The sequence below is a fragment of the Pseudomonas sp. F2 genome (genome assembly GCF_057174385.1).
The window spans coordinates 4,027,948-4,048,570 of the sequence record NZ_CM169904.1 but is presented as its reverse complement, the minus strand read 5'-3'; the positions used below and the strand labels follow the sequence as shown (position 1 = coordinate 4,048,570).

Below are 20,623 nucleotides of genomic sequence, written 5' to 3'. Positions count from 1 at the left end.
GTGTCGATTGAGCTACTTTGTATGGGCCGATAGACGTCGCTGGCGGCGTTTTGATGGCTGACGTATTCTTCGCGGTTCTTTGGGTCGTCTGACCCGCAAAAACTGCTTTTTCCTACGTGTATTTCCGGAGTTCGCTGAATGTCTGTCGGTTGGCTGCGCGCCTGTGCGCTGGTGATGTTGGGGCTGTTCAGCGTTACGGCGCTGGCCAAGGATAAAACCGCAATCGTGATCGGCGGCGGCCTGTCGGGCCTGACCGCGGCTTACGAGCTGCAAAACAAGGGCTGGCAGGTCACGCTGCTCGAAGCAAAGCCGAGCCTGGGCGGTCGCTCGGGCATGGCCACCAGCGAGTGGATCGGCAACGACAAGACCCAGCCGGTGCTGAACAAGTACGTCTCGACCTTCAAGCTGAGCACCACGCCAGCCCCGGAGTTCGTGCGTACCCCGGGTTATCTGATCGACGGCGAGTATTTCTCCGCTGCCGATCTGGCAACCAAGCAACCGGCCACCGCCGATGCCTTGAAGCGCTACCAGAAAACCCTCGACGACCTGGCGCGCTCGATCGACGACCCGCAGAACCCGGCCGCGACCAGCACCCTGCATGCGCTGGATCAGATCAACGTGTCGAACTGGCTCGACAAGCAGAACCTGCCGGCCACCGCGCGTCAGTTGATCAACCAGGACATCCGCACCCATTACGACGAGCCTTCGCGTCTGTCGCTGCTGTATTTCGCCCAGCAGAACCGCGTGTATCGCGGCGTCTCTGACCGCGACCTGCGTGCCTCGCGTCTGGTCGGCGGCAGCCAGGTGCTGGCCCAGGCCTTCGTCAAACAGATCAAGACCATCAAGACCAACTCGCCGGTGTCGGCGATCACTCAGGACAAGGACGGCGTGACCGTCAAGGTCGGCAGTGTCGGCTACCAGGCTGATTACGTGGTGCTGGCCGTGCCGCTGCGCGCACTCAACAAGATCGCGCTGACCCCGGCGCTGGACGCTCAGCACCTGGCCGCGATCAAGGGCACCAACTACGGCTGGCGCGACCAGATCATGTTGAAGTTCAAGACGCCGGTGTGGGAAAGCAAGGCGCGCATGTCCGGCGAGATCTACAGCAACGCAGGTTTGGGCATGCTCTGGATCGAACCGGCGCTGAAGGGCGGCGCCAACGTGGTGATCAACCTGTCCGGCGACAACGCCCGCGTGATGCAGGCGTTCGGCGACAAGCAGATGGTCGATCAAGTGCTGATCCGCCTGCACGCGTTTTATCCACAGGCCCGTGGCTCGTTCACCGGTTATGAAATCCGTCGTTACAGCACCGATCCGTCGATGGGCGGCGCTTACCTGGCTTACGGTCCGGGCCAGATCAGCAAGTTCTGGCGCCTGTGGGAGCGTCCGCTGCAACGTGTAGCGTTTGCCGGTGAACACACCGACACCCTGTACCCGGGCACCCTGGAAGGCGCGCTGCGCACTGGTCAGCGTGCGGCCAGTCAGGTTGAAGACCTGGCCGCCGGCAAGTCGTTTGAACCGGCCAAAGTGGTTCCGGCTGCAGCAGCGGCGGGCGCGGCGGGTGCCGTGGCGGCGAAGAAGGGCAACTTCTTCAGCAACCTGTTTGGCGGTTCGGATGACGAGAAGAAGCCAGAGCCTGCGAAGGCGCCTGAGCCGGCTCCGGCTCCAGCTCCAGCGGCGCCAGCGCCTGCACCGACTCCGGCACCTGCGCCAGCTCCGGTGGAAGCGCCGAAACCAGCGACTCCGGTGAAAGCCGAGCCGGCGAAGAAAGCGCCAGCCAAGCCTGCGGCGAAGAAACCTGCAGCGAAAACCGAGGCGAAAAAGGCCCCGGCCAAGCCTGCGGCGAAAAAGGCTGAGCCGGCGAAGAAGCCAGCGGCCAAGCCTGCTGCAGTGCCGGCTCCGGCGGCAGGCACGGACAGCAAAGCGCAGTAAGGCTTTGCGGTGAATGAAAAGCGCGGCTCCGGCCGCGCTTTTTTATTGCCTGTGAGAACCTCATCGCGGGCAAGCCCGCTCCCACAGATTTTGCGGTGAGCGCAGAGTTTGTGTGCGCTATTGTCCACTGTGGGAGCGGGCTTGCCCGCGATGAGGCCTGTTCATACAGCACATCATCAGGATCTTCCACCTGACATCCCGCCACACTTTTCCCGGTTAATCTTTCCTTAACAAGCCACTTACAGACTCTTTATCGTATTTCTCGATATTTCAAAGCAAAATTTTCCGCTTTAATTCGATAGATAACTCGCTAGTCTTGGTTCGCAGTTCTCACAGGATTTGGGCAATGCAGCTACGTAACTCTGCTTCACGCTATGGTTGGGTCAGCATCTTCATGCACTGGGGCGTGGCGCTGGCGGTCTTTGGACTGTTCGCGCTGGGTCTGTGGATGGTGGGGCTGGATTACTACAGCAGCTGGCGCAAAGACGCGCCGGATCTGCACAAGAGCATCGGTCTGGTGCTGCTGGGTGTGATGGTGTTGCGGGTGTTGTGGCGCTTTATCAGCCCACCGCCACCGACGCTGCAAAGCTACAGCCGCATGACCCGCCTCGGCGCCAAATTCGGCCACGGGTTTCTGTACGTCGGGCTGTTCGCTGTGATGCTTGCCGGTTACCTGATTTCCACCGCAGACGGTGTCGGGATTCCGGTGTTTGGTCTGTTTGAAGTGCCTGCGCTGATTTCCGGGCTACCGGATCAGGCAGATACCGCTGGGGTGATTCATCTCTGGCTGGCATGGGCGCTGGTAATTTTTTCCGGCCTCCATGCGTTGGCAGCATTGAAGCACCACTTTATCGATCGTGATGCGACCCTGACGCGAATGCTCGGTCGCAAATCCTGAAATTCAACCTCGACTCAAAGGAAAAGAAAGCATGTTGAAAAAGACTCTGGCCGCTCTGGCAATCGGTTCGGCCGTACTGTCCGCGAACGTGATGGCTGCTGATTACACCGTCGACAAGGAAGGCCAGCACGCTTTCGTCGACTTCAAGATCAGCCACCTGGGCTACAGCTACATCACCGGTACGTTCAAGGACATCGACGGCAAGTTCAGCTTTGACGCTGCCAAGCCTGAAGACAGCAAAATCGAATTCAACGTGAAGACCGCCAGCGTGTTCACCAACCACGCCGAGCGCGACAAGCACATCGCCAGCAAAGACTTCCTGGACGTGGGCAAATACGCTGACGCCAAGTTCGTCTCCACCAGCGTCAAATCCACCGGCAAGAACGCCGCTGGCAAAGACACGGCTGACGTGACCGGCGACCTGACCCTGCACGGCGTGACCAAGCCAATCGTGGTCAAGGCCGTGTTCCTGGGCGAAGGCAAGGATCCATGGGGCGGCTACCGTGCCGGCTTCGAAGGTACTACCAGCATCAAGCGTTCTGATTTCGGCAAGATGATGGACCTGGGTCCACAGTCCGACAACGTCGACCTGTACATCTCGTTCGAAGGTGTGAAAGCGAAGTAACTTCGCCGCCTTACAAAAACGCCCCCGGTCGCAAGGCCGGGGGCGTTTTTTTTGCCTGCTACACGCACACATCCACCCCGTGGTACGGGCTTTTGTGGCGAGGGGATTTATCCCCGATGGGTCGCGCAGCGGCCCCATGACCGCCAACCGAGGGGTATCAGGCATACCGCATTGAATGGTTTTGCGACTGCTTCGCAGCCGATCGGGGATAAATCCCCTCTCCACAGTGTTGGGTCTACACAGGGGGATATGCGGTGATTCAGGGATATTCGTGACGGCATAAAAAAATGCCCCGGCTCTTTCGAACCGGGGCATTTTTCATTGCAGCGATAACTCAGCGATTGCGGGTCAGCAAGGCTGGTTTTTCGCCGCGCGGACGGGTCGGCAATTGATCAAGTTGCTCAGGCGTCGGGAAGCGGTCGGCTTTCGATTCCTTGTGCATGATCTTCGGCCCGGTGCTGCGCGGGTTCTGCACGGCCGGTTCGGCGCGTTGCTGATCGTCGCGAGCCGGACGGCGGTTGCGCGAGGACTCGTCACGACGGCCCTGGCCGTCACGTGGGGCGCCGTTGCGCGGACCGTTGCGTTTGCCCGGTGGAGTGCCGGTGCTCGAACCGTTGCTGTTGCGCGGGCCGTTCTGGCGACCTTGCGATTGACCGCCGCGAGGTGCGCCGGCACCTGCGCCCTGGCCTGGCGCGCCCGGACGGCGACCACGACCACCGGCCGGAGCGGCTTTGGGCACGTAGTCAACGCGGTTACCGAAGTTATCGATATCGTCGTCGAGGAACTCGTCCGGTGCACGATCAGCCGCCGCGCGTGGTGGCTGGCTCGGACGCTGTTCGCGGCTTGGCGCGCCTTCACGGGGCTTCTGCTGACGGGCAGGGCGCTCGCCGCGTTCGCCGGCCGGTTTTTCCTTGCCCTTGTCTTTGCCTTTGTCTTTACGACCGCCGCCACCGCCGCCGCCATTCGGACCGTCGCCGCGCGGACCGCGGGAGTTGCGCGGGTTGCGCATGTCCGGACGCTCGCGCACTTCAGGCTTCTCGGCCTCGATGGTGCTGGCATCGAAGCCCATCAGGTCGCCGTCGGCGATTTTCTGCTTGGTCATGCGTTCGATGCTTTTCAGCAGTTTTTCTTCGTCCGGCGCGACCAGCGAGATCGCCTCGCCCGAACGACCGGCGCGGCCAGTACGGCCGATACGGTGCACGTAGTCTTCATCGACGTTCGGCAGCTCGAAGTTGACCACGTGTGGCAACTGGTCGATGTCCAGACCGCGAGCAGCGATGTCGGTCGCTACCAGAATGCGCACTTCACCGGCCTTGAAATCGGCCAGGGCTTTGGTGCGGGCGTTCTGGCTTTTGTTGCCGTGGATCGCCACAGCCGGCAGGCCGTGTTTGTCCAGGTATTCGGCCAGACGGTTGGCGCCGTGCTTGGTGCGGGTGAACACCAGCACCTGTTCCCAGGCGCCGGCGGTGATCAGGTGCGCCAGCAGCGCACGCTTGTGGCTGGCCGGCAGACGGAACACGCGTTGCTCGATGCGCTCGACCGTGGTGTTCGGCGGCGTGACTTCGATGCGCTCCGGGTTGTGCAGCAGTTTGCCGGCCAGATCGGTGATGTCTTTGGAGAAGGTCGCCGAGAACAGCAGGTTCTGACGCTTGGCCGGCAGACGCGCGAGGACTTTCTTCACATCGTGCACGAAACCCATGTCGAGCATGCGGTCGGCTTCGTCGAGGACGAGGATTTCGACGTGGGACAGGTCAACGCTGCCTTGGCCGGCGAGGTCAAGCAGGCGACCCGGGCAGGCGACGAGGACGTCAACGCCACGGGACATGGCCTGGACTTGCGGGTTCATGCCGACGCCGCCGAAGATGCAGGCGCTGACGAATTTCAGGTCACGGGCGTAGATCTTGAAGCTCTCGTGAACCTGGGCCGCGAGTTCGCGGGTCGGGGTCAGGACCAGTACGCGCGGTTGGCGCGGGCCATGACGCTGGGATTTGTCCGGGTGACCGTTGGGGAACAACCGCTCCAGGATCGGAAGGGCGAAACCGCCGGTTTTACCGGTACCTGTCTGTGCCGCAACCATCAGGTCGCGACCTTGCAACACGGCGGGAATGGCCCGCTGTTGCACCGGAGTAGGCTCGGTATAGCCCGCATCTTCGATGGCACGGACTAAAGCCTCGGAGAGACCGAGGGAAGCAAAGGACATGAGTAATCCTGTTTTAGTTAGGGCTTGGCCCAATGGGAGTCTTGCCTGGCGCGAATCGCGTTTAAGAGGACGCGATCCCGTCCGGTCCTGCTGCGGTCTCGAAGGCATGTCAGGAGCGCTCGCGCGGGCTGAAAAGCTGCGCTGTAGCGGGACTGGAGGCCTGTTACGGTTCCGGGCGTCCGGGCGTGAGCCTGGCGGGAACGCCGGAGTATAACAGAGCAATCACTGCGCGCTGCTTTCCTGCTGCTCAACGGTTTTGCGGCTGGCCGAGACGTTGCTCATGGGCGCGGCGTCGACCGGGGCTGCGCCGTAGCGTGCGCTGAGCTCGGCGTAGGCCGGTTCGCGCTTGAAGCGCTTGAGCTCGGCGCCAAAACGCGCCACCAGCAGATCCATCCCGGCATTGCGACGAACGGCCAAATATTGGCTCTGGCGGCTAATGACAGTGGGGTTTTCAGTGATCTGGTCGCGGATATTCAACTGATCGAGCAAATGCTGACCCACGCGGCGATCGGTGATCAGCAAGTCGATGCGCCCGCGCAGCAGTTTGCCGAAGTTGGCTTCGTGGGTTGGCGCCGGTTCGCGGGTGAACAGTGTCGATTCGCGGAAGTCAGGGCTGTACAGATAACCCGGCGAGGTGCCAATGGTCAGGCCTTTGAGTTCTTCGAGTTTGCTGAACGGGTGCGGCCGGTCGTTGGCGTAGAACATCACGAACTCGACGTCCGACAGCGGTTCGATGGGATAGAGCAGCATGGCGTCGCGCTCGTCGCTGTGAAAGATGTCCAGTGCGCCGTCAGCCTGACCGGTTTCGAGCATCGACAGGCAACGTTTCCACGGCAAAAATTGCCATTCGACCTCGATGCCCAGACGCTTGAACACGATGGCCGTGGTTTCGTAATCCAGCCCGAGGTTCTTGCCGTCCTCTTCGTACACGTACGGCGCCCATGGCTCGGTGACAATGCGCAACTTCTCGCCCCGAGCGGCAAAGCTCAGGCAAGCAAAAACCAGCACCGTGAATAATTGCGCGATCAAAGGCATGGCTTGAGATTACGACGAGAAACGCGAAAGAGCCAGAAAGTGCCGGCACAAGCTCTAATTCGGGGATTCAAAAGCAAAAGATCGCAGCCACGACACCCCTGTAGGAGCTGCCGAAGGCTGCGATCTTTTGATTGTGCTTTGATGCTTTTTAGCGCGGCAACTTCAGGTTATTCCAGATCGCCAGACTAGGCTCGGCCTGGTTCATGGAATAGAAGTGCAGCCCTGGTGCGCCACCTTGCAGCAGGCGCTCGCACATTTCGCTGACAACCTGCTCGCCGAAGCGCTGAATGCTTTGGCTGTCATCGCCGTAGGCTTCCAGTTGCTTGCGGATCCAGCGCGGGATTTCCGCACCGCAGGCATCGGAGAACCGCGCCAGCTTGCTGTAGTTGGTGATCGGCATGATCCCCGGTACCACCGGAATGTCCACGCCCAGCGCCTGCAAGCGGTCGACAAAGTAGAAGTAGCTGTCGGCGTTGAAGAAGTACTGGGTGATCGCGCTGTCGGCGCCGGCGCGGGCCTTGCGCACGAAGTTGGCGAGATCGTCTTCGTAGTTGCGCGCTTGCGGATGCATCTCCGGATAAGCGGCAACTTCGATGTGAAAATGATCAGCGGTTTCTTCACGAATGAATTCAACCAGTTCATTGGCGTGACGCAGCTCGCCGCTGGTCATGCCCATGCCGGACGGCAGGTCACCGCGCAGGGCAACGATGCGCTTGATGCCGGCAGCCTTGTACTCGTTCAGCAGTCCGCGCAGGTCGTCCTTGCTGTCGCCGACGCACGACAGGTGCGGTGCGGCCGGTACTTTGACTTCGCTTTCCAGCTGCAGAACGGTGTTGAGGGTGCGATCACGGGTCGAACCGCCAGCGCCGTAGGTGCAGGAAAAGAAATCGGGGTTGTACGTTGCCAACTGACGGGCAACGTTGAGCAGTTTTTCATGCCCAGCATCGGTCTTGGTCGGGAAGAACTCGAAGCTGTAGCGACGGTCTTGGGACATGGTCATACCCTTGGAAACACGTAAGCCGGACGCTGTACTCCTGTAGGAGCTGCCGCAGGCTGCGATCTTTGAAGATCAAAAGATCGCAGCCTGCGGCAGCTCCTGCACAGAGCGGTCAGCAGCGCCAGTCAGGCAACGCGGTGCGCAAGGCACACCGCGTCGACGCTCAGCCAATCAGTAGCGGTAAGCGTGCGGCTTGAACGGGCCTTCGACGGTGACGCCGATGTAGTCAGCCTGTTGCTTGGTCAGTTGAGTGACCACGCCGCCGAAGCCGCGCACCATTTCCAGGGCCACTTCTTCGTCGAGTTTCTTCGGCAGTACTTCAACGGTCAGACGCTCGGCTTTCTGGGCTGGCGACAGGTCGGCGTACTTCTGGCCGAACAGGAAGATCTGCGCCAGTACCTGGTTGGCGAACGAACCGTCCATGATGCGGCTCGGGTGACCGGTGGCGTTACCCAGGTTCACCAGACGGCCTTCGGCCAGCAGGATCAGGTAGTCGTCGTTCTGCGCGTCGAAAGCGCCCGGGCCGGTACGATGGATCTTGTGGACCTGTGGCTTCACTTCTTCCCATGCCCAGTTCTTGCGCATGAAAGCGGTGTCGATTTCGTTGTCGAAGTGGCCGATGTTGCAGACAACAGCGCGCTTCTTCAGGGCTTTGAGCATGTTCGCGTCGCAAACGTTGACGTTACCGGTGGTGGTCACGATCAGGTCGATCTTGCCCAGCAGCGCTTTGTCGATGCTCGCTTCGGTGCCATTGTTGATGCCGTCGATGAACGGCGAAACCAGTTCGAAACCGTCCATGCAGGCCTGCATGGCGCAGATCGGGTCAACTTCGGAAACCTTGACGATCATGCCTTCCTGACGCAGGGACTGGGCCGAACCCTTGCCCACGTCACCGTAACCGATAACCAGCGCCTGCTTGCCGGACAGCAGGTGGTCGGTACCGCGCTTGATCGCATCGTTCAGGCTGTGACGGCAGCCGTACTTGTTGTCGTTCTTGGACTTGGTCACCGAGTCGTTGACGTTGATCGCAGGGATCTTCAGCTCGCCCTTGGCCAGCATGTCCAGCAGACGGTGAACGCCGGTGGTGGTTTCTTCGGTCACGCCGTGAACGCGGTCCAGCACCTGTGGGTATTTCTTGTGCAGCAGCTCGGTCAGGTCGCCGCCGTCGTCGAGGATCATGTTGGCGTCCCATGGCTGGCCATCCTTCAGGATGGTCTGCTCCAGGCACCACTCGTACTCTTCTTCAGTCTCGCCTTTCCAGGCGAAAACCGGGATGCCGGCAGCGGCGATGGACGCGGCAGCCTGATCCTGAGTCGAGAAGATGTTGCAGGACGACCAGCGTACTTCGGCACCCAGGGCAACCAGGGTTTCGATCAGCACGGCAGTCTGAATGGTCATGTGGATGCAGCCGAGGATTTTCGCGCCCTTGAGCGGCTGCTCGGAGGCGTATTTGCGGCGCAGACCCATCAGGGCCGGCATTTCCGACTCGGCGATGATGGTTTCGCGACGGCCCCAGGCAGCCAGGGACATGTCGGCAACTTTGTAATCGTTAAAATCGGCAGGCGTGATAACAGCGCTCATGAAGAGCCTCCATTCGTAATGTATGCGAATGGGCGCCGTTGTGCGTTTAGTGTCCGGCCGTGGCCAGTCAACGCCCCATCCGAGCCTGACAGGTTGATCCTGCTGCAGCGCCCCTCGGACAGGTGGCGGGAAAACGGTAGCAAGTGAAGGTTACCGTTTTGAAACGGGGGCGATTATAGCCGTCTAGACTGATCTTCCAAAGGGTTTCTGTCGGCCAGATGAAGATCGTTAATAGCGACCATAGTAGAAGGCTCATGGAGCCTGACCGCCCGGTCTGCCAAGATGGCGCCATCTTTCGGCAAACGCTCAGGAGTGAACATGAATTTCCACACCCGCAAATGGGTAAAACCCGAAGACCTGAACCCCAACGGCACCCTGTTCGGCGGCAGCCTGCTGCGCTGGATCGACGAAGAGGCGGCGATTTACGCGATCGTCCAGTTGGGCAATCAGCGCGTGGTGACCAAGTACATTTCCGAAATCAACTTCGTCAGCGCCTCGCGTCAGGGCGACATCATCGAACTGGGCATCACCGCTACCGAGTTCGGCCGCACCTCGATCACCCTCACCTGCGAAGTACGGAACAAGATCACCCGCAAGAGCATCCTCACCGTCGAAAAGATGGTCTTCGTCAACCTCGGCGAAGACGGCCTGCCAGCGCCGCACGGGCGGACCGAGATCAAGTACGTCAAAGACCAGTTCAAGGAAGATGAGCTCGTTACCAAGTGACATTGACGGTGCGCCCTTCGCGAGCAAGCCCGCTCTCGCAGGGTTCACGCTGAACCTGTAGGAGCTGCCGAAGGCTGCGATCTTTTGACGTTGTTTTTGCAGAGCAAGATCAAAAGATCGCAGCCTGCGGCAGCTCCTACACTGTCATGCGTAAAACCGGGGATTTGCGTGGCGCATACAGAACGTATTCCAGGCAAGAACGGTCGTAGCTAAAAGCCCCCACCCGGTTCCCACGCCATGACCACCCCGACAGACGGCAAGACCCCCAACCTCTCGACCGATGAACAACATGAAGTCGAGAAAAACCAGCCGCCGCGCGCAGCGGTTCTGCATGAAATCATCCGCACGCAGGGCGATCAGGAACTGGAGCGCAGCATCGCCGCGTTGTGGTGGTCGGCGCTCGCGGCCGGATTGACCATGGGCCTGTCGCTGATGGGCATGGGCCTGCTCAATTCGCGCCTGCCCGAGGGTGACGAATTCAAGGTCATCGCCAGTTTCGGCTACTGTGCCGGTTTCCTCGCGGTGATTCTCGCCCGCCAGCAGCTGTTCACCGAAAACACCCTGACCGCCGTCCTCCCGGTGATGACCAAACCGACCCTGGCCAATTTTGGCCGGTTGATCCGCTTGTGGGGCGTCGTCCTGTTCGGCAATTTGTGCGGGACGATTCTCGTGGCCTACGTGATGCTCGAGCTGCCGATCTTTGACACCAGGACCGATCACGCCTTCCTTGAAATCGGCCGCAAGGTCATGGAGAACCACGCCAGCCAGATGTTCGCCAAGGGCATCGTCTCCGGCTGGATGATCGCCACCATGGTCTGGATGATCCCGTCCATGGAGAGCGCGAAGATGTGGATCATCATCCTCATCACTTATCTGATGGCGTTGGGCGACTTCACCCACATCGTGGTCGGTTCGGCGGAAGTCTCGTACCTGGTGTTTGCCGGCGAGTTGCCGTGGAGTGATTTCTGGATGGTGTTTGCCGGTCCGACGCTGGCGGGGAACATCATCGGCGGCAGTTGCATCTTTGCCCTGATCAGCCATGCGCAGATCCGCAGCGAAAGCGGTGCGCCAAAGGAAACAGGCAAGGCCAAAGGGTCTGCGGATCAGGCCGAAAAGCCTGACCCGCAGCAGATCAGAAAATGATCAGTGGTGTGCGGGTTCGGCCGTGGTGGCCGGCTCGTCGCGGGTGGCATGCTTGACCAGCTTGCCGATGGTCAGGCCCTGCAACAGGATCGACGACAGCACCACGATATAGGTGATGCTCAGCAGCAGATCGCGCTCCGGGCCCAGCGGCAGGGCCAGCGCCAGTGCCACCGAAACACCGCCGCGCAAACCGCCCCAGGTCAGGATGCGGATGGTGCCACGCGGCACTGTGCGCCAACGCCTTAACAGAACGATGGCCGGAGCCACGGTGAGCAGGCGCGACAGCAGGATCGCCAGCGCCAGCAAACTGGCCGCCGCCACGTGCGCCCAGTTGAACGGCAGCAGCAACAACTCCATGCCGATCAGCGCGAACAGCAGGGCGTTGAGCATGTCATCGAGCAGCTCCCAGAAGCCGTCGAGGTACTTGCGGGTCATGTCGTTCATCGCCAGGTTGCGCCCCAGGTTGCCGATGATCAGGCCGGCCACCACCATCGCAATCGGCGCCGAGACGTGCAGCTCGGTGGCCATCGCCGAACCGCCAATCACCAGCGCCAGGGTCAGCATCACCGTGATCTGATGCTGCTGGACGCTTTTGATCATCCGGTACACCCCATAACCGATCAGCCCGCCGAACAGCACGCCGCCAAGGGCTTCATGAACGAACAGCATGGCGGTGGCGCCGAGGGTCGGCGTTTCACCCAATTGGGCGATGCCCAGCAGCACGGTGAACACCACGACCGCGGTGCCGTCGTTGAACAACGACTCGCCGACGATGGTGGTTTTCAGCGGCTTCGAAGCGTTGGCGGTGCGCAGTACGCCGAGCACCGCGATCGGGTCGGTCGGCGAAATCAGCGCGCCGAACAGCAGGCAGTAGAGGAAGCTCACGTGCCAGCCGAACAGGGCAAAAATGTAATAGGCGAGGCTGCCGATCACGGCGGTGGCAATCAGCACGCCGAACGTCGCCAGCAGGCCGATGGGCCAGCGATAGCTGCGCAAATCGTTGAGGTTGACGTGCAGGGCGCCGGCGAACAGCAGGAACGACAGCATCCAGTTCATCAGCAGATCGCCGAAGTCGATCTGGCCGATCAATTGCTGCACGCGTTCTTCGAGGCCGGGGTAGCCGAGCACGCTCAGGCCCTGCAGCAACAGGGAGAACATCAGCGCGGTGACCATCACGCCGATGGTCGGCGGCAGGCCGATGAAGCGGTAATTGACGAAGGTGAGAAGGGTGGTGAGGCAGATAAAAGCGGCTACAAGTTCTAGCATCCGGGCTCCATTGGATGGGGGGGAAGTCAGCGCCCCGATTCTTCGGCGCACAGGTTGGATGGGCTGATTCGGGGTGGGGACACAATCACCTCCCCTCGGTTGGTCAGCCGTACGCATTGGTGTAGGGTCAACAAAAAATCAAGGAGTGGGACGTGGCGGCGACAGTTCTGGTGTTGATGGCGGCGCTGTTGCATGCGACGTGGAATACCCTGATCAAGTTCAGTGCCGAACGGCTGTTGGTGGTGGCGTGCATGGACACGGTGGCGCTGTTGTTCGTGGCGCTGGCATTTCCGTTCATCAGCCTGCCACCGGCGCAAATCTGGCCGTGGATTCTGGCGTCGGCAGCATTCGAGCTGCTGTATCGCTATCTGCTGATCCAGGCTTATCGGGTCGGCGACCTCGGATTGGTCTATCCCTTGATGCGCGGCTTGTCGCCGCTGGTGGTACTGGCGCTGACCCTGATCTTCGCCGGCGAAGTGCTCACCACGCAGCAGATCCTCGGGATCATGCTGATTCCGCTGGGCATGGTCTGCCTGCTCTGGCAGGGCGGTGGTGGTAAACATTTGCCGTGGTCGATGCTGCCGGTGGTGGCGCTGATCGGGCTGTGCATCGGTTGCTACACCTACATCGATGGCCAGGCCTTGCGGCGCTGGTCGCATCCGCTGGATTACCTGGTCTGGGTCACGCTGCTCAGCGCCTGGCCGTTTCCGTTGCTGGCGTGGGTCGCCAAGCGCCCGGCGTTTCTGGTGTTCTGGCGCGAGCAATGGAAGCTGGGGCTGGCGGTCGGGTTCTGCGTGTTGTTCAGCTACGCTCTGGTGCTATGGGCGATGCAGTTGGGCTCGATTGCCGAGGCGGCGGCCTTGCGGGAGATCAGCGTGATACTGGTGGTGCTGTTCGGCATGCGGTATCTGAAAGAACCTTTCGGCAGGCCGCGGCTCTTAGCCTGTGGGCTGGTGCTGATCGGCATGCTGGTGATGAAGTTCTGACGGCCCGCCATTTCCAACACTCGAAAAAAGGACGGCGTTATGACGGTGGCTCTGTGGTGTGTATTGATCGCGATTTTCCTGCCGTATGTGTGCACGATTGTGGCCAAGGTCTCGGGCGGCTTCCGGCTCAGTGACAATCATGATCCTCGGGACTTTCTCGATAGCGTGGGCGGCGTCGCCCGACGGGCGCATGCGGCGCAGCTGAACAGCTTCGAAGTGATGCCGGCATTTGCTGCCGCAGTGATTGTTGCGCATCTGGTGGGCACGGCGCAGCTAGTGACCGTGAATGTGCTGGCGGTGCTGTTTATCACCAGTCGCCTGCTGTACATCATTTGTTATCTGGCGGACTGGGCGATCTTGCGGTCGCTGGTGTGGTTTGTCGGGATGGGGCTGATTGCTGCGTTCTTCTTTGTGTCGGTATAGATAAAGCAAGATCAAAAGATCGCAGCCTGCGGCATCTCCTACAAGGTTGATACATGTCCCCTGTAGGAGCTGCCGCAGGCTGCGATCTTTTGCTTTTCAAGGTTTGTCGGCGACCTGAGGCACTTGCGGCAACGCCGCACCTTTAGGCCAGAGCATCCAGATCTGCCCCTGCTGTTTCATGTCCCCGGCCAGTTGCCCGTCTGCGTCGCCGGTGCCCCAGAACAAGTCCGCGCGCACCTCGCCGGCAATCGCGCCGCCAGTGTCCTGCGCCGCGACCGGGCGAACCAGAGCGGTGCCATCCGGACGGGTGGTCGACAACCACAGCAGACTGCCCAACGGAATCACCTTGCGATCCACCGCCGCGCTATAGCCGGCCGTCAGCGGTACGTTCAACGAGCCGCGCGGGCCTTCATTGCTGTCCGGGTTGCGAGTGAAAAACACGTAGCTCGGGTTGCTGCCCAGCAGCTCCGGAATGCGCGACGGGTTGGCCTTGGCCCAATTGCTGATCGCGCTCATGGTCACGTCTTCTTTCTTCAACTCGCCCTGTTCCACCAGCCAGCGGCCGATCGGCCGGTACGGGTGGCCATTCTGGTCGGCGTAGGCGATGCGCAGTTGTTTGCCGTCCGTTGTCTGAATCCGCCCGGAGCCCTGAATCTGCAGGAATTGCAGGTTCATCGGATCGGTCAGGTACGCCACCACCGGGGCTTTGACGCCTTTGGATTCGATGGTTGCGGCGTCGTCATACGGCTTGAGCACCCGACCTTCGAGGCGACCGCGCAGGCGCTTGCCCTTGAGTTCGGGGTAAATGCTGTCCAGCGCGACGATGATCATGTCTTCGGGCACACCATAGACCGGCACGTTGGCTGTTTCGGTGGGGGTCAGGCTGCCGGGGTAGACCGGCTCGTAGTAACCGGTGATCAGGCCGTTGGGGTTGTCGTGTTCGGCGCGCAACCCGAACACGTCGAGGTTCTGCTTGAGGAACGCGCGAATCTCGTTGGCGCTTTGCGGCACGCTGGCGGCTGCCGCGCAGGTGCCACCCCAGATCGGATCAGCCTTGAGTCGGATGCAGGCGCTGCGCCACGAGCCGAAGCCGGCGACCAGGTCGCTGTCGGACACCGCCGGCAGGGCTTCCCAGGTGGCGCTGGAATAAGTCGCCAAGGCGTGGGTTTTCGGTTTGGCATTGTCGCCGCCCGTACAGCCAGCAAGGATAGCCAGCAGCGGCAGGGTTGCGATCAGCGGGTGACGCCAGGCCTTGAAACGGCGGTTCATGGAGTGATTCCTGTGCCGGTTGCCCGAGTGCTCCATGCGCTCGGGCAACCCGTATTTTTAATAGGGCTATTGGTGTTTGACGGCGACGCGAGGATACTGGCCGCCGAATTCCGTGACCTGAAGCCACCATGACTCTTAAAAGAATTGCTGTTGTATTGCTGGCCTGTCTGACCTTGTCCGCCTGTGGCGGCGTCGATCCGAATTCGCCGCTGGGTCAACGCAAGGCGATCTTCAAGCAGATGCTCAAGACCGGTGAAGACCTGGGCGGCATGTTGCGCGGGCGCATTCCGTTCGACGGGCCGAAATTCGCCGAGGGTGCGGTGAAACTTGATGCGTTGTCCCATGAACCGTGGAAGCATTTCCCGCAGGTGCGCGAAGAAGATCACACCAGCGCCAGGGACGATGTCTGGCTGCGTCAGGCCCGCTTTCAGGAACTGGCCCGCAACCTTGAGGCGGCCACCGGTGAACTGGTGATCGCCAGCAAGGTTCAGCCGTACAAGGCCAGTAACCTGGGGCCAGCGGTGCAGAAAGTCGAAGATGCCTGCAGCGCTTGCCATAAAGAGTTTCGGGATCATTGATTGTCGGAGACTGCCGGACGACTGTGGCGAGGGAGCTTGCTCCCGCTCGGCGGCGCAGCCGTCGTAAACCCATTCAACCAAGTTGAGTCTGGTATAGCGCGATTGAATGGAGTTTGGGCCGCTTCGCGGCCCAGCGGGAGCAAGCTCCCTCGCCACAGGAAATCGCCCTCAATACGGGTTACTTGTCAATCTGGTCCAGCGCATCCTGCAGTTCTTTGCGCGACTCGGCGAGTTTGTTTTTGCGCTTGTCGATCTTCTCCGGATCACCTTTCTTCATCGCCTTGTCGAGATCAGCCTGACGTTTGCTGACTTCGTGCTTGGCTTCCAGCACCTTGTTCTCGCGTTCTTTCTTCAGGCCCGCATCGGTGCAGTTTTTCGTCACTTCGTCCAGAGCGGTTTGCAGACCGGCCTGCTGGTCGGTGTTGCCTCGGGATTTGGCTTGTTCGATCTGATTGATGATGCCCTGCTTCTTCGCGGCGCAACCGGTCAGGCCCGGTGCATCTTCGTCGGCCATCGCAGGTGCGGCCAAAACGCCACAGAGGGTCAGCAAGGCGAGCGGTGCAAAAAATTTCATAAAAGCTCCATGTGCGAAGGCAATCGGGTCGGTGGCACTGCGCTGTTTGAGCGTCTGACGTTCCTTCGGTTCCCGGCTGCCGGGATTGCGTGATCAGAAGCCGTCGATTCCGGCGGCGCGTAATGTGTCACTCAAGGCCAGCACCTGCGGGTCGCGGAAGAATGCGCTCAATTGCGCCGCGCGGCCCGGGCCGATTCCGGCTTCTGCTTGCCATTGTTCGGTGTTGCGTTGTGCCAGCGCCTGCCACGAGTCGGCCAGTTGTGCCTGACCGGTGGGCGGTAAACCCAATGCTTTGAGCCACTGCGTGAACGGTCGTTGGCGGGCGCTGTGAAAACTGTTGATCAGACGTGCGCTGCTGCGCTCGCCGAAGCCGGCAATGTTAGCAAGCTCTGGCTCGTCGAGGGTCAACCAATCCAGCAGGTTGTTCAGGCGGCCTGTTTCCAGAAGTTTCTCCCAGGTGCCGCGCCCGACATTCTGCAGCGCGAGGCCTTGTTTGCCACTGAGCCAGGTCAGGCGCGCGAGAAACTGGCTTTCACAACCGGGTGTCGGTTGCCAGCAACTCAAGGCGTGGAAGTCGCGCGTGTCGGGAATGTCGAGGGCGGCTCGTTCGGTAGTGCGCAGCACCACACTGTCGAGTCGCGGGATGGTCAACCCGGCCAGGCTGATTGCTACTTGATCGCCGGGGCGGATATCCAGCGCCTGCCAGCGCTTGAGTGAACCGGCGCTGACGCGTTTGATCTCGCGGTCATCGAGCATCACCGGCGACAACTCCAATACCGGCGTGATGCGTCCACTGCGGCCGACCTTGAAATTCACTTTGCGTACCTCGGCCAGCGCTCGGGTAAACGGGTATTTCCAGGCGACGGCCCAGTAGGGCGCGCTTGCCTGCCAGCGCTCGGCCGGTGGGCGCTGGCTCTGGCGCAGGACAATGCCGTCAGTAGCGAACGGTAGGGGCGATCGATACCAGTACTCCCGCCATTTTTGCGCGTCGGCAAGGTTGGTGATCGCCTGACTGAATGGCGCTGTCGTGGCAAAGCCCAATGTCGCTAGCGTCGATATTCTTTCCGGCAGACTCGCCGGCCCTTGCGGCCAGTCCCAGACGAACAGGCCGATTCCGGCCGCCTGTTCGGCATTCAAGGTTTTGCGGCTCATCAGCCCGGCAACCGTGGCGCGGGCTTTGACGCTGCCGGCGCTGGCTTGCACATGTTGATTCAGGCGCCAGTAGAGTTCGCCCTGCACCAGCAAGTCCAGCGGTTGAGTCAGTCGTTGCGGAATGGCGCCGATCTTTTGCGCCGACGCTGTCCAGTCCTGACCGCTGATGCCGTCACCGCGACTGATCGCTTGCTGCAACAAGCCGCGACGGTAAATCAGCGTGACGGCCACACCGTCGACCTTGGGTTGTACCCAGACATCCTGCCGATTCTTCAACCACGCTTGAACGGCGGCGGCTTCGTGAAGCTTGTCCAGACCGGTGTGGGCGACCGGATGCGCGACGGAGCCAGACACGCTGCGCAACGGTTCGGGCGCTGCGGGCTGCTGGAAGCACTGGCGCCATTGGTTGAGCCGCAGGCGCGATTGATCGTAGAGCTCGTCGGCAATCAGCGAGCGACCTTGGCGGTGGTAGGCGTTGTCCCATTGATCGATCTGCAGTTGCAGGGCCGAGATTTCAGTTTTTGCTCTGCTGGTAGACCAGTCGGGGCAGGCTGAGTAAGCGATCAGAGGGATGAAGCTCAGCAGAACAGCGGAAAACAGGCGCAGCGTGGCAAGCATTTTGAGCGTCCTTGCTCAGGGGGAATGTTTGAAGGCTAGGCGAGGATTGCGGGTCGGGTAGCCTGGGTGTTTTGCGGGGTGTTGCGCAGCGTTAAAGTCAAAAGATCGCAGCCTTCGGCAGCTCCTACAGGGGGATGCGTTGTGTAGGAGCTGCCGAAGGCTGCGATCTTTTAATCCTGGCAAGCATGAAAAAGCCCCGCACGGCGCGAACCGTGCGGGGCTTTTTTTGCAGCCGGGAAGGGCTTACAGACCTGCGGCGGAACGCAGAGCGTCGGCGCGGTCGGTTTTTTCCCAGGTGAAGGTGGAGAAGGTGTCTTCGCCAACCGTCTTGGTCTGCGGAGCACGACCGAAGTGGCCGTAGGCTGCAGTTTCCTGGTACATCGGGTGCAGCAGGTCGAGCATGGTGGTGATTGCGTATGGACGCAGGTCGAACACTTCACGCACCAGTTTGATGATCTTGTCATCGCTGATCTTGCCGGTACCGAAGGTGTTCAGCGAGATCGAAGTCGGCTGAGCGACACCGATGGCGTAGGACACCTGAATCTCGCAACGCTCGGCCAGGCCGGCAGCGACGATGTTCTTGGCAACATAACGGCCAGCGTAGGCCGCCGAACGGTCAACCTTCGATGGATCTTTGCCGGAGAACGCGCCGCCGCCGTGACGGGCCATGCCGCCGTAGCTGTCGACGATGATCTTGCGACCGGTCAGACCGCAGTCACCTACCGGGCCGCCAATGATGAACTGGCCGGTCGGGTTGATGTGGAACTGGGTGTCTTTGCTCAGCAGTTCGGCAGGCAGCACGTGCTTGACGATCAGCTCCATCACGCCTTCGCGCAGGTCTTTGTACGACACTTCAGGGTTGTGCTGGGTCGACAGTACAACGGCGTCGATACCGACCACCTTGCCGCCTTCGTAACGGCACGTCACTTGCGACTTGGCGTCCGGACGCAGCCACGGCAGCAGGCCCGATTTGCGGGCTTCGGCCTGACGCTGCACCAGCTGGTGCGAGAAGGTGATCGGCGCTGGCATCAGCACGTCGGTTTCGTTGCTGGCGTAGCCGAACATCAGGCCCTGGTCGCCGGCGCCCTGATCTTCAGGCTTGGCACGGTCAACACCCTGATTGATGTCAGGGGACTGCTTGCCGATGATGTTCATCACGCCGCAGGTCGCGCCGTCGAAGCCGACTTCGGAGCTGGTGTAGCCGATGTCGCAGATCACATCACGAACGATCTGCTCCAGGTCGACCCAGGCGCTGGTGGTCACTTCACCGGCCACGATGGCAACGCCGGTCTTGACCAGGGTTTCCACGGCAACGCGTGCGTGTTTGTCCTGGGCAATAATGGCGTCCAGCACCGCATCGGAAATCTGGTCGGCGATTTTGTCCGGATGTCCTTCAGACACGGACTCGGAGGTGAAGAGGGAGTATTCGCTCATCTCGATGTTTTCCTGAATTTACCGATGGTGAGTGTCGCCAGCCGGTCGCTGAAAGTGGCGAACCTGGATCTGGAAACCATTACGTAAGCCTACATAGAGGCTGTCCCCGGGAACGAGTCCCGCAGCGGTGGCCCAACGGGCCAGATCGTCCTGTTCAAACCCCAACCACAGATCACCGCAGGCCTCCCTGGCCCAACTCTGGTTGTGGCTACATAACTCTGTCACGAGCAGGCTACCGCCCGGTTGCAGCAGGCCGGCCATGTGCTTGAGCGCTTCGGCCGGCGCGGCGAAATGGTGCAACACCATGTTCAGTACCACGCAATCGGCCTGAAGGCTGGAGCCATTCAATGCATCGGCCAATTGCAGGCTGACGTTAGCCAGCCGTTCACGTTCACATACCTGACGCGCCAGTTCGAGCATCGCCGGGCTGTTGTCCAGCGCGGTTACGGTGCCGAAGCGGCGGGCCAGTTCCGGCAGAAAAGCACCATCGCCGGGGCCGACTTCAATGGCCGTGGCAGCACCATTGAAGTTCAGTTTGTCGAGCAGGGCCAGCACGCTGTCGCGGTACTGCGGCAGACCTGCGATCAAGTCTTGCTGGGCGCGGAATTTTTCCGCAACCCGGGCGAAAAAATCCTGGCTGGCGGCTTCACGCTGTCCGTGGACCTGAGTGATGCGAGCCTGCACGTCCTCCGGCAGCGCCAGATTGTCGACTTCTTCTAACAGTGCTGCATGCAACTTGCCGCCCAGCAATTCGGTGTGGGGCAGGGCGCGGCGATAGAAAATCGCGTTGCCCTCGCGGCGCGTCGCCACCAGATCGGCCTGGGCCAGCACCTTGAGGTGGTGGCTCATGCCTGACTGACCAATGCCGAAAATCTGCGCCAGCTCCAGTACGCCGAACGAATCGTTGGCCAGCGCGCGCAATACATTCAGGCGCAGCGGGTCGCCACCGGCCTTGCACAGGGCCGCCAGCTCGTCGCAATCGTCATGGCGAATGGAAGGCACGCGTAAGTTCATGGGGCAGCAGTCTAGTGACGGTGGGAAATCGCCGCAAGGGCAATATCAAAAAGTTTTGATATTGCTCGATAGATGGCACTTCTCACTGGCTGGTTAACTCTACAAACGAACAGCGGAAAGGTTTCACCAGACGAAACCGCCGTCCAGCACGGGAAAAACGCCCTCGGATGAC

General features: G+C 60.9%; 18 protein-coding genes and 1 riboswitch. Of the genes, 8 read left to right on the top strand and 10 right to left on the bottom strand.

The window, feature by feature from the left end:
- Positions 1-138 precede the first annotated feature (138 nt).
- The 3 genes from AC193Q_RS18220 (at position 139) to AC193Q_RS18210 (ending at position 3,455) form a co-directional block, all read left to right on the top strand.
- A complete protein-coding gene (locus AC193Q_RS18220; protein WP_483878658.1) occupies positions 139-1,932 on the top strand; it encodes a flavin monoamine oxidase family protein in 1,794 nt (597 codons plus the stop codon).
- Between the two features lie 346 nt (positions 1,933-2,278).
- The gene (locus AC193Q_RS18215) at positions 2,279-2,830 is read left to right on the top strand and encodes a cytochrome b (protein WP_095668117.1); all 552 of its coding nucleotides are present in this window, start codon (positions 2,279-2,281) and stop codon (positions 2,828-2,830) included.
- Between the two features lie 31 nt (positions 2,831-2,861).
- Positions 2,862-3,455: a YceI family protein gene (locus AC193Q_RS18210; protein WP_041063462.1), complete on the top strand. Its 594-nt coding sequence runs from the start codon at positions 2,862-2,864 to the stop codon at positions 3,453-3,455.
- 334 nt (positions 3,456-3,789) lie between these two features.
- Here AC193Q_RS18210 and rhlE2 read toward each other — a convergent pair whose 3' ends face one another.
- The 4 genes from rhlE2 to ahcY form a co-directional block, all read right to left on the bottom strand.
- Positions 3,790-5,655, bottom strand: a complete 1,866-nt coding sequence (gene rhlE2, locus AC193Q_RS18205; protein WP_483878657.1) for an RNA helicase RhlE2 — start codon at positions 5,653-5,655, stop codon at positions 3,790-3,792.
- Between the two features lie 222 nt (positions 5,656-5,877).
- Complete coding sequence (locus AC193Q_RS18200) at positions 5,878-6,690, bottom strand: substrate-binding periplasmic protein (RefSeq protein ID WP_131670608.1); 813 nt, start codon at positions 6,688-6,690, stop codon at positions 5,878-5,880.
- A gap of 148 nt (positions 6,691-6,838) precedes the next feature.
- Entirely contained in the window at positions 6,839-7,684 is an 846-nt protein-coding gene (gene metF / locus AC193Q_RS18195; protein ID WP_047297145.1) for a methylenetetrahydrofolate reductase [NAD(P)H], read from the bottom strand.
- Between the two features lie 174 nt (positions 7,685-7,858).
- Positions 7,859-9,268: an adenosylhomocysteinase gene (gene ahcY, locus AC193Q_RS18190; protein WP_047297109.1), complete on the bottom strand. Its 1,410-nt coding sequence runs from the start codon at positions 9,266-9,268 to the stop codon at positions 7,859-7,861.
- A 23-nt stretch (positions 9,269-9,291) separates the two neighbouring features.
- Positions 9,292-9,390: riboswitch (S-adenosyl-L-homocysteine riboswitch) on the bottom strand.
- 196 nt (positions 9,391-9,586) lie between these two features.
- Between ahcY and AC193Q_RS18185 the strand changes: the two genes are divergently transcribed.
- Both AC193Q_RS18185 and AC193Q_RS18180 read left to right on the top strand, forming a co-directional pair.
- The gene (locus AC193Q_RS18185; protein WP_003229043.1) at positions 9,587-9,994 is read left to right on the top strand and encodes an acyl-CoA thioesterase; all 408 of its coding nucleotides are present in this window, start codon (positions 9,587-9,589) and stop codon (positions 9,992-9,994) included.
- 237 nt (positions 9,995-10,231) lie between these two features.
- Positions 10,232-11,137: a formate/nitrite transporter family protein gene (locus AC193Q_RS18180; protein WP_121187613.1), complete on the top strand. Its 906-nt coding sequence runs from the start codon at positions 10,232-10,234 to the stop codon at positions 11,135-11,137.
- Here AC193Q_RS18180 and AC193Q_RS18175 read toward each other — a convergent pair whose 3' ends face one another.
- Positions 11,138-12,403, bottom strand: a complete 1,266-nt coding sequence (locus tag AC193Q_RS18175) for a cation:proton antiporter (protein ID WP_047297106.1) — start codon at positions 12,401-12,403, stop codon at positions 11,138-11,140.
- Positions 12,404-12,555: 152 nt separating this feature from the next.
- On the opposite strand from AC193Q_RS18175, the gene AC193Q_RS18170 reads away from it, so the two are divergent.
- Positions 12,556-13,389, top strand: coding sequence for an EamA family transporter (locus AC193Q_RS18170; protein WP_095668121.1), 834 nt, complete (start codon positions 12,556-12,558; stop codon positions 13,387-13,389).
- Between the two features lie 39 nt (positions 13,390-13,428).
- On the top strand, positions 13,429-13,812 hold the full coding sequence (locus AC193Q_RS18165) for an MAPEG family protein (protein WP_027610617.1): 384 nt from the start codon (positions 13,429-13,431) through the stop codon (positions 13,810-13,812).
- Positions 13,813-13,908: 96 nt separating this feature from the next.
- Here the strand turns inward: AC193Q_RS18165 and mltA are convergent, their stop codons facing one another.
- Complete coding sequence (mltA, locus tag AC193Q_RS18160) at positions 13,909-15,081, bottom strand: murein transglycosylase A (protein WP_483878656.1); 1,173 nt, start codon at positions 15,079-15,081, stop codon at positions 13,909-13,911.
- Between the two features lie 128 nt (positions 15,082-15,209).
- On the opposite strand from mltA, the gene AC193Q_RS18155 reads away from it, so the two are divergent.
- Positions 15,210-15,659, top strand: a complete 450-nt coding sequence (locus AC193Q_RS18155) for a c-type cytochrome (protein WP_121187609.1) — start codon at positions 15,210-15,212, stop codon at positions 15,657-15,659.
- A gap of 178 nt (positions 15,660-15,837) precedes the next feature.
- Here the strand turns inward: AC193Q_RS18155 and AC193Q_RS18150 are convergent, their stop codons facing one another.
- The 4 genes from AC193Q_RS18150 to AC193Q_RS18135 all read right to left on the bottom strand — a co-directional run bounded on the left by AC193Q_RS18150 (position 15,838) and on the right by AC193Q_RS18135 (position 20,451).
- Positions 15,838-16,233: a DUF1090 domain-containing protein gene (locus tag AC193Q_RS18150; RefSeq protein ID WP_121187605.1), complete on the bottom strand. Its 396-nt coding sequence runs from the start codon at positions 16,231-16,233 to the stop codon at positions 15,838-15,840.
- Positions 16,234-16,326: 93 nt separating this feature from the next.
- The gene (ligB, locus tag AC193Q_RS18145) at positions 16,327-18,003 is read right to left on the bottom strand and encodes an NAD-dependent DNA ligase LigB (RefSeq protein WP_121187603.1); all 1,677 of its coding nucleotides are present in this window, start codon (positions 18,001-18,003) and stop codon (positions 16,327-16,329) included.
- Between the two features lie 243 nt (positions 18,004-18,246).
- Complete coding sequence (gene metK / locus AC193Q_RS18140; protein ID WP_027610621.1) at positions 18,247-19,437, bottom strand: methionine adenosyltransferase; 1,191 nt, start codon at positions 19,435-19,437, stop codon at positions 18,247-18,249.
- Between the two features lie 18 nt (positions 19,438-19,455).
- Positions 19,456-20,451, bottom strand: a complete 996-nt coding sequence (locus AC193Q_RS18135) for an ArsR/SmtB family transcription factor (RefSeq protein ID WP_047297101.1) — start codon at positions 20,449-20,451, stop codon at positions 19,456-19,458.
- Positions 20,452-20,623 lie beyond the last annotated feature (172 nt).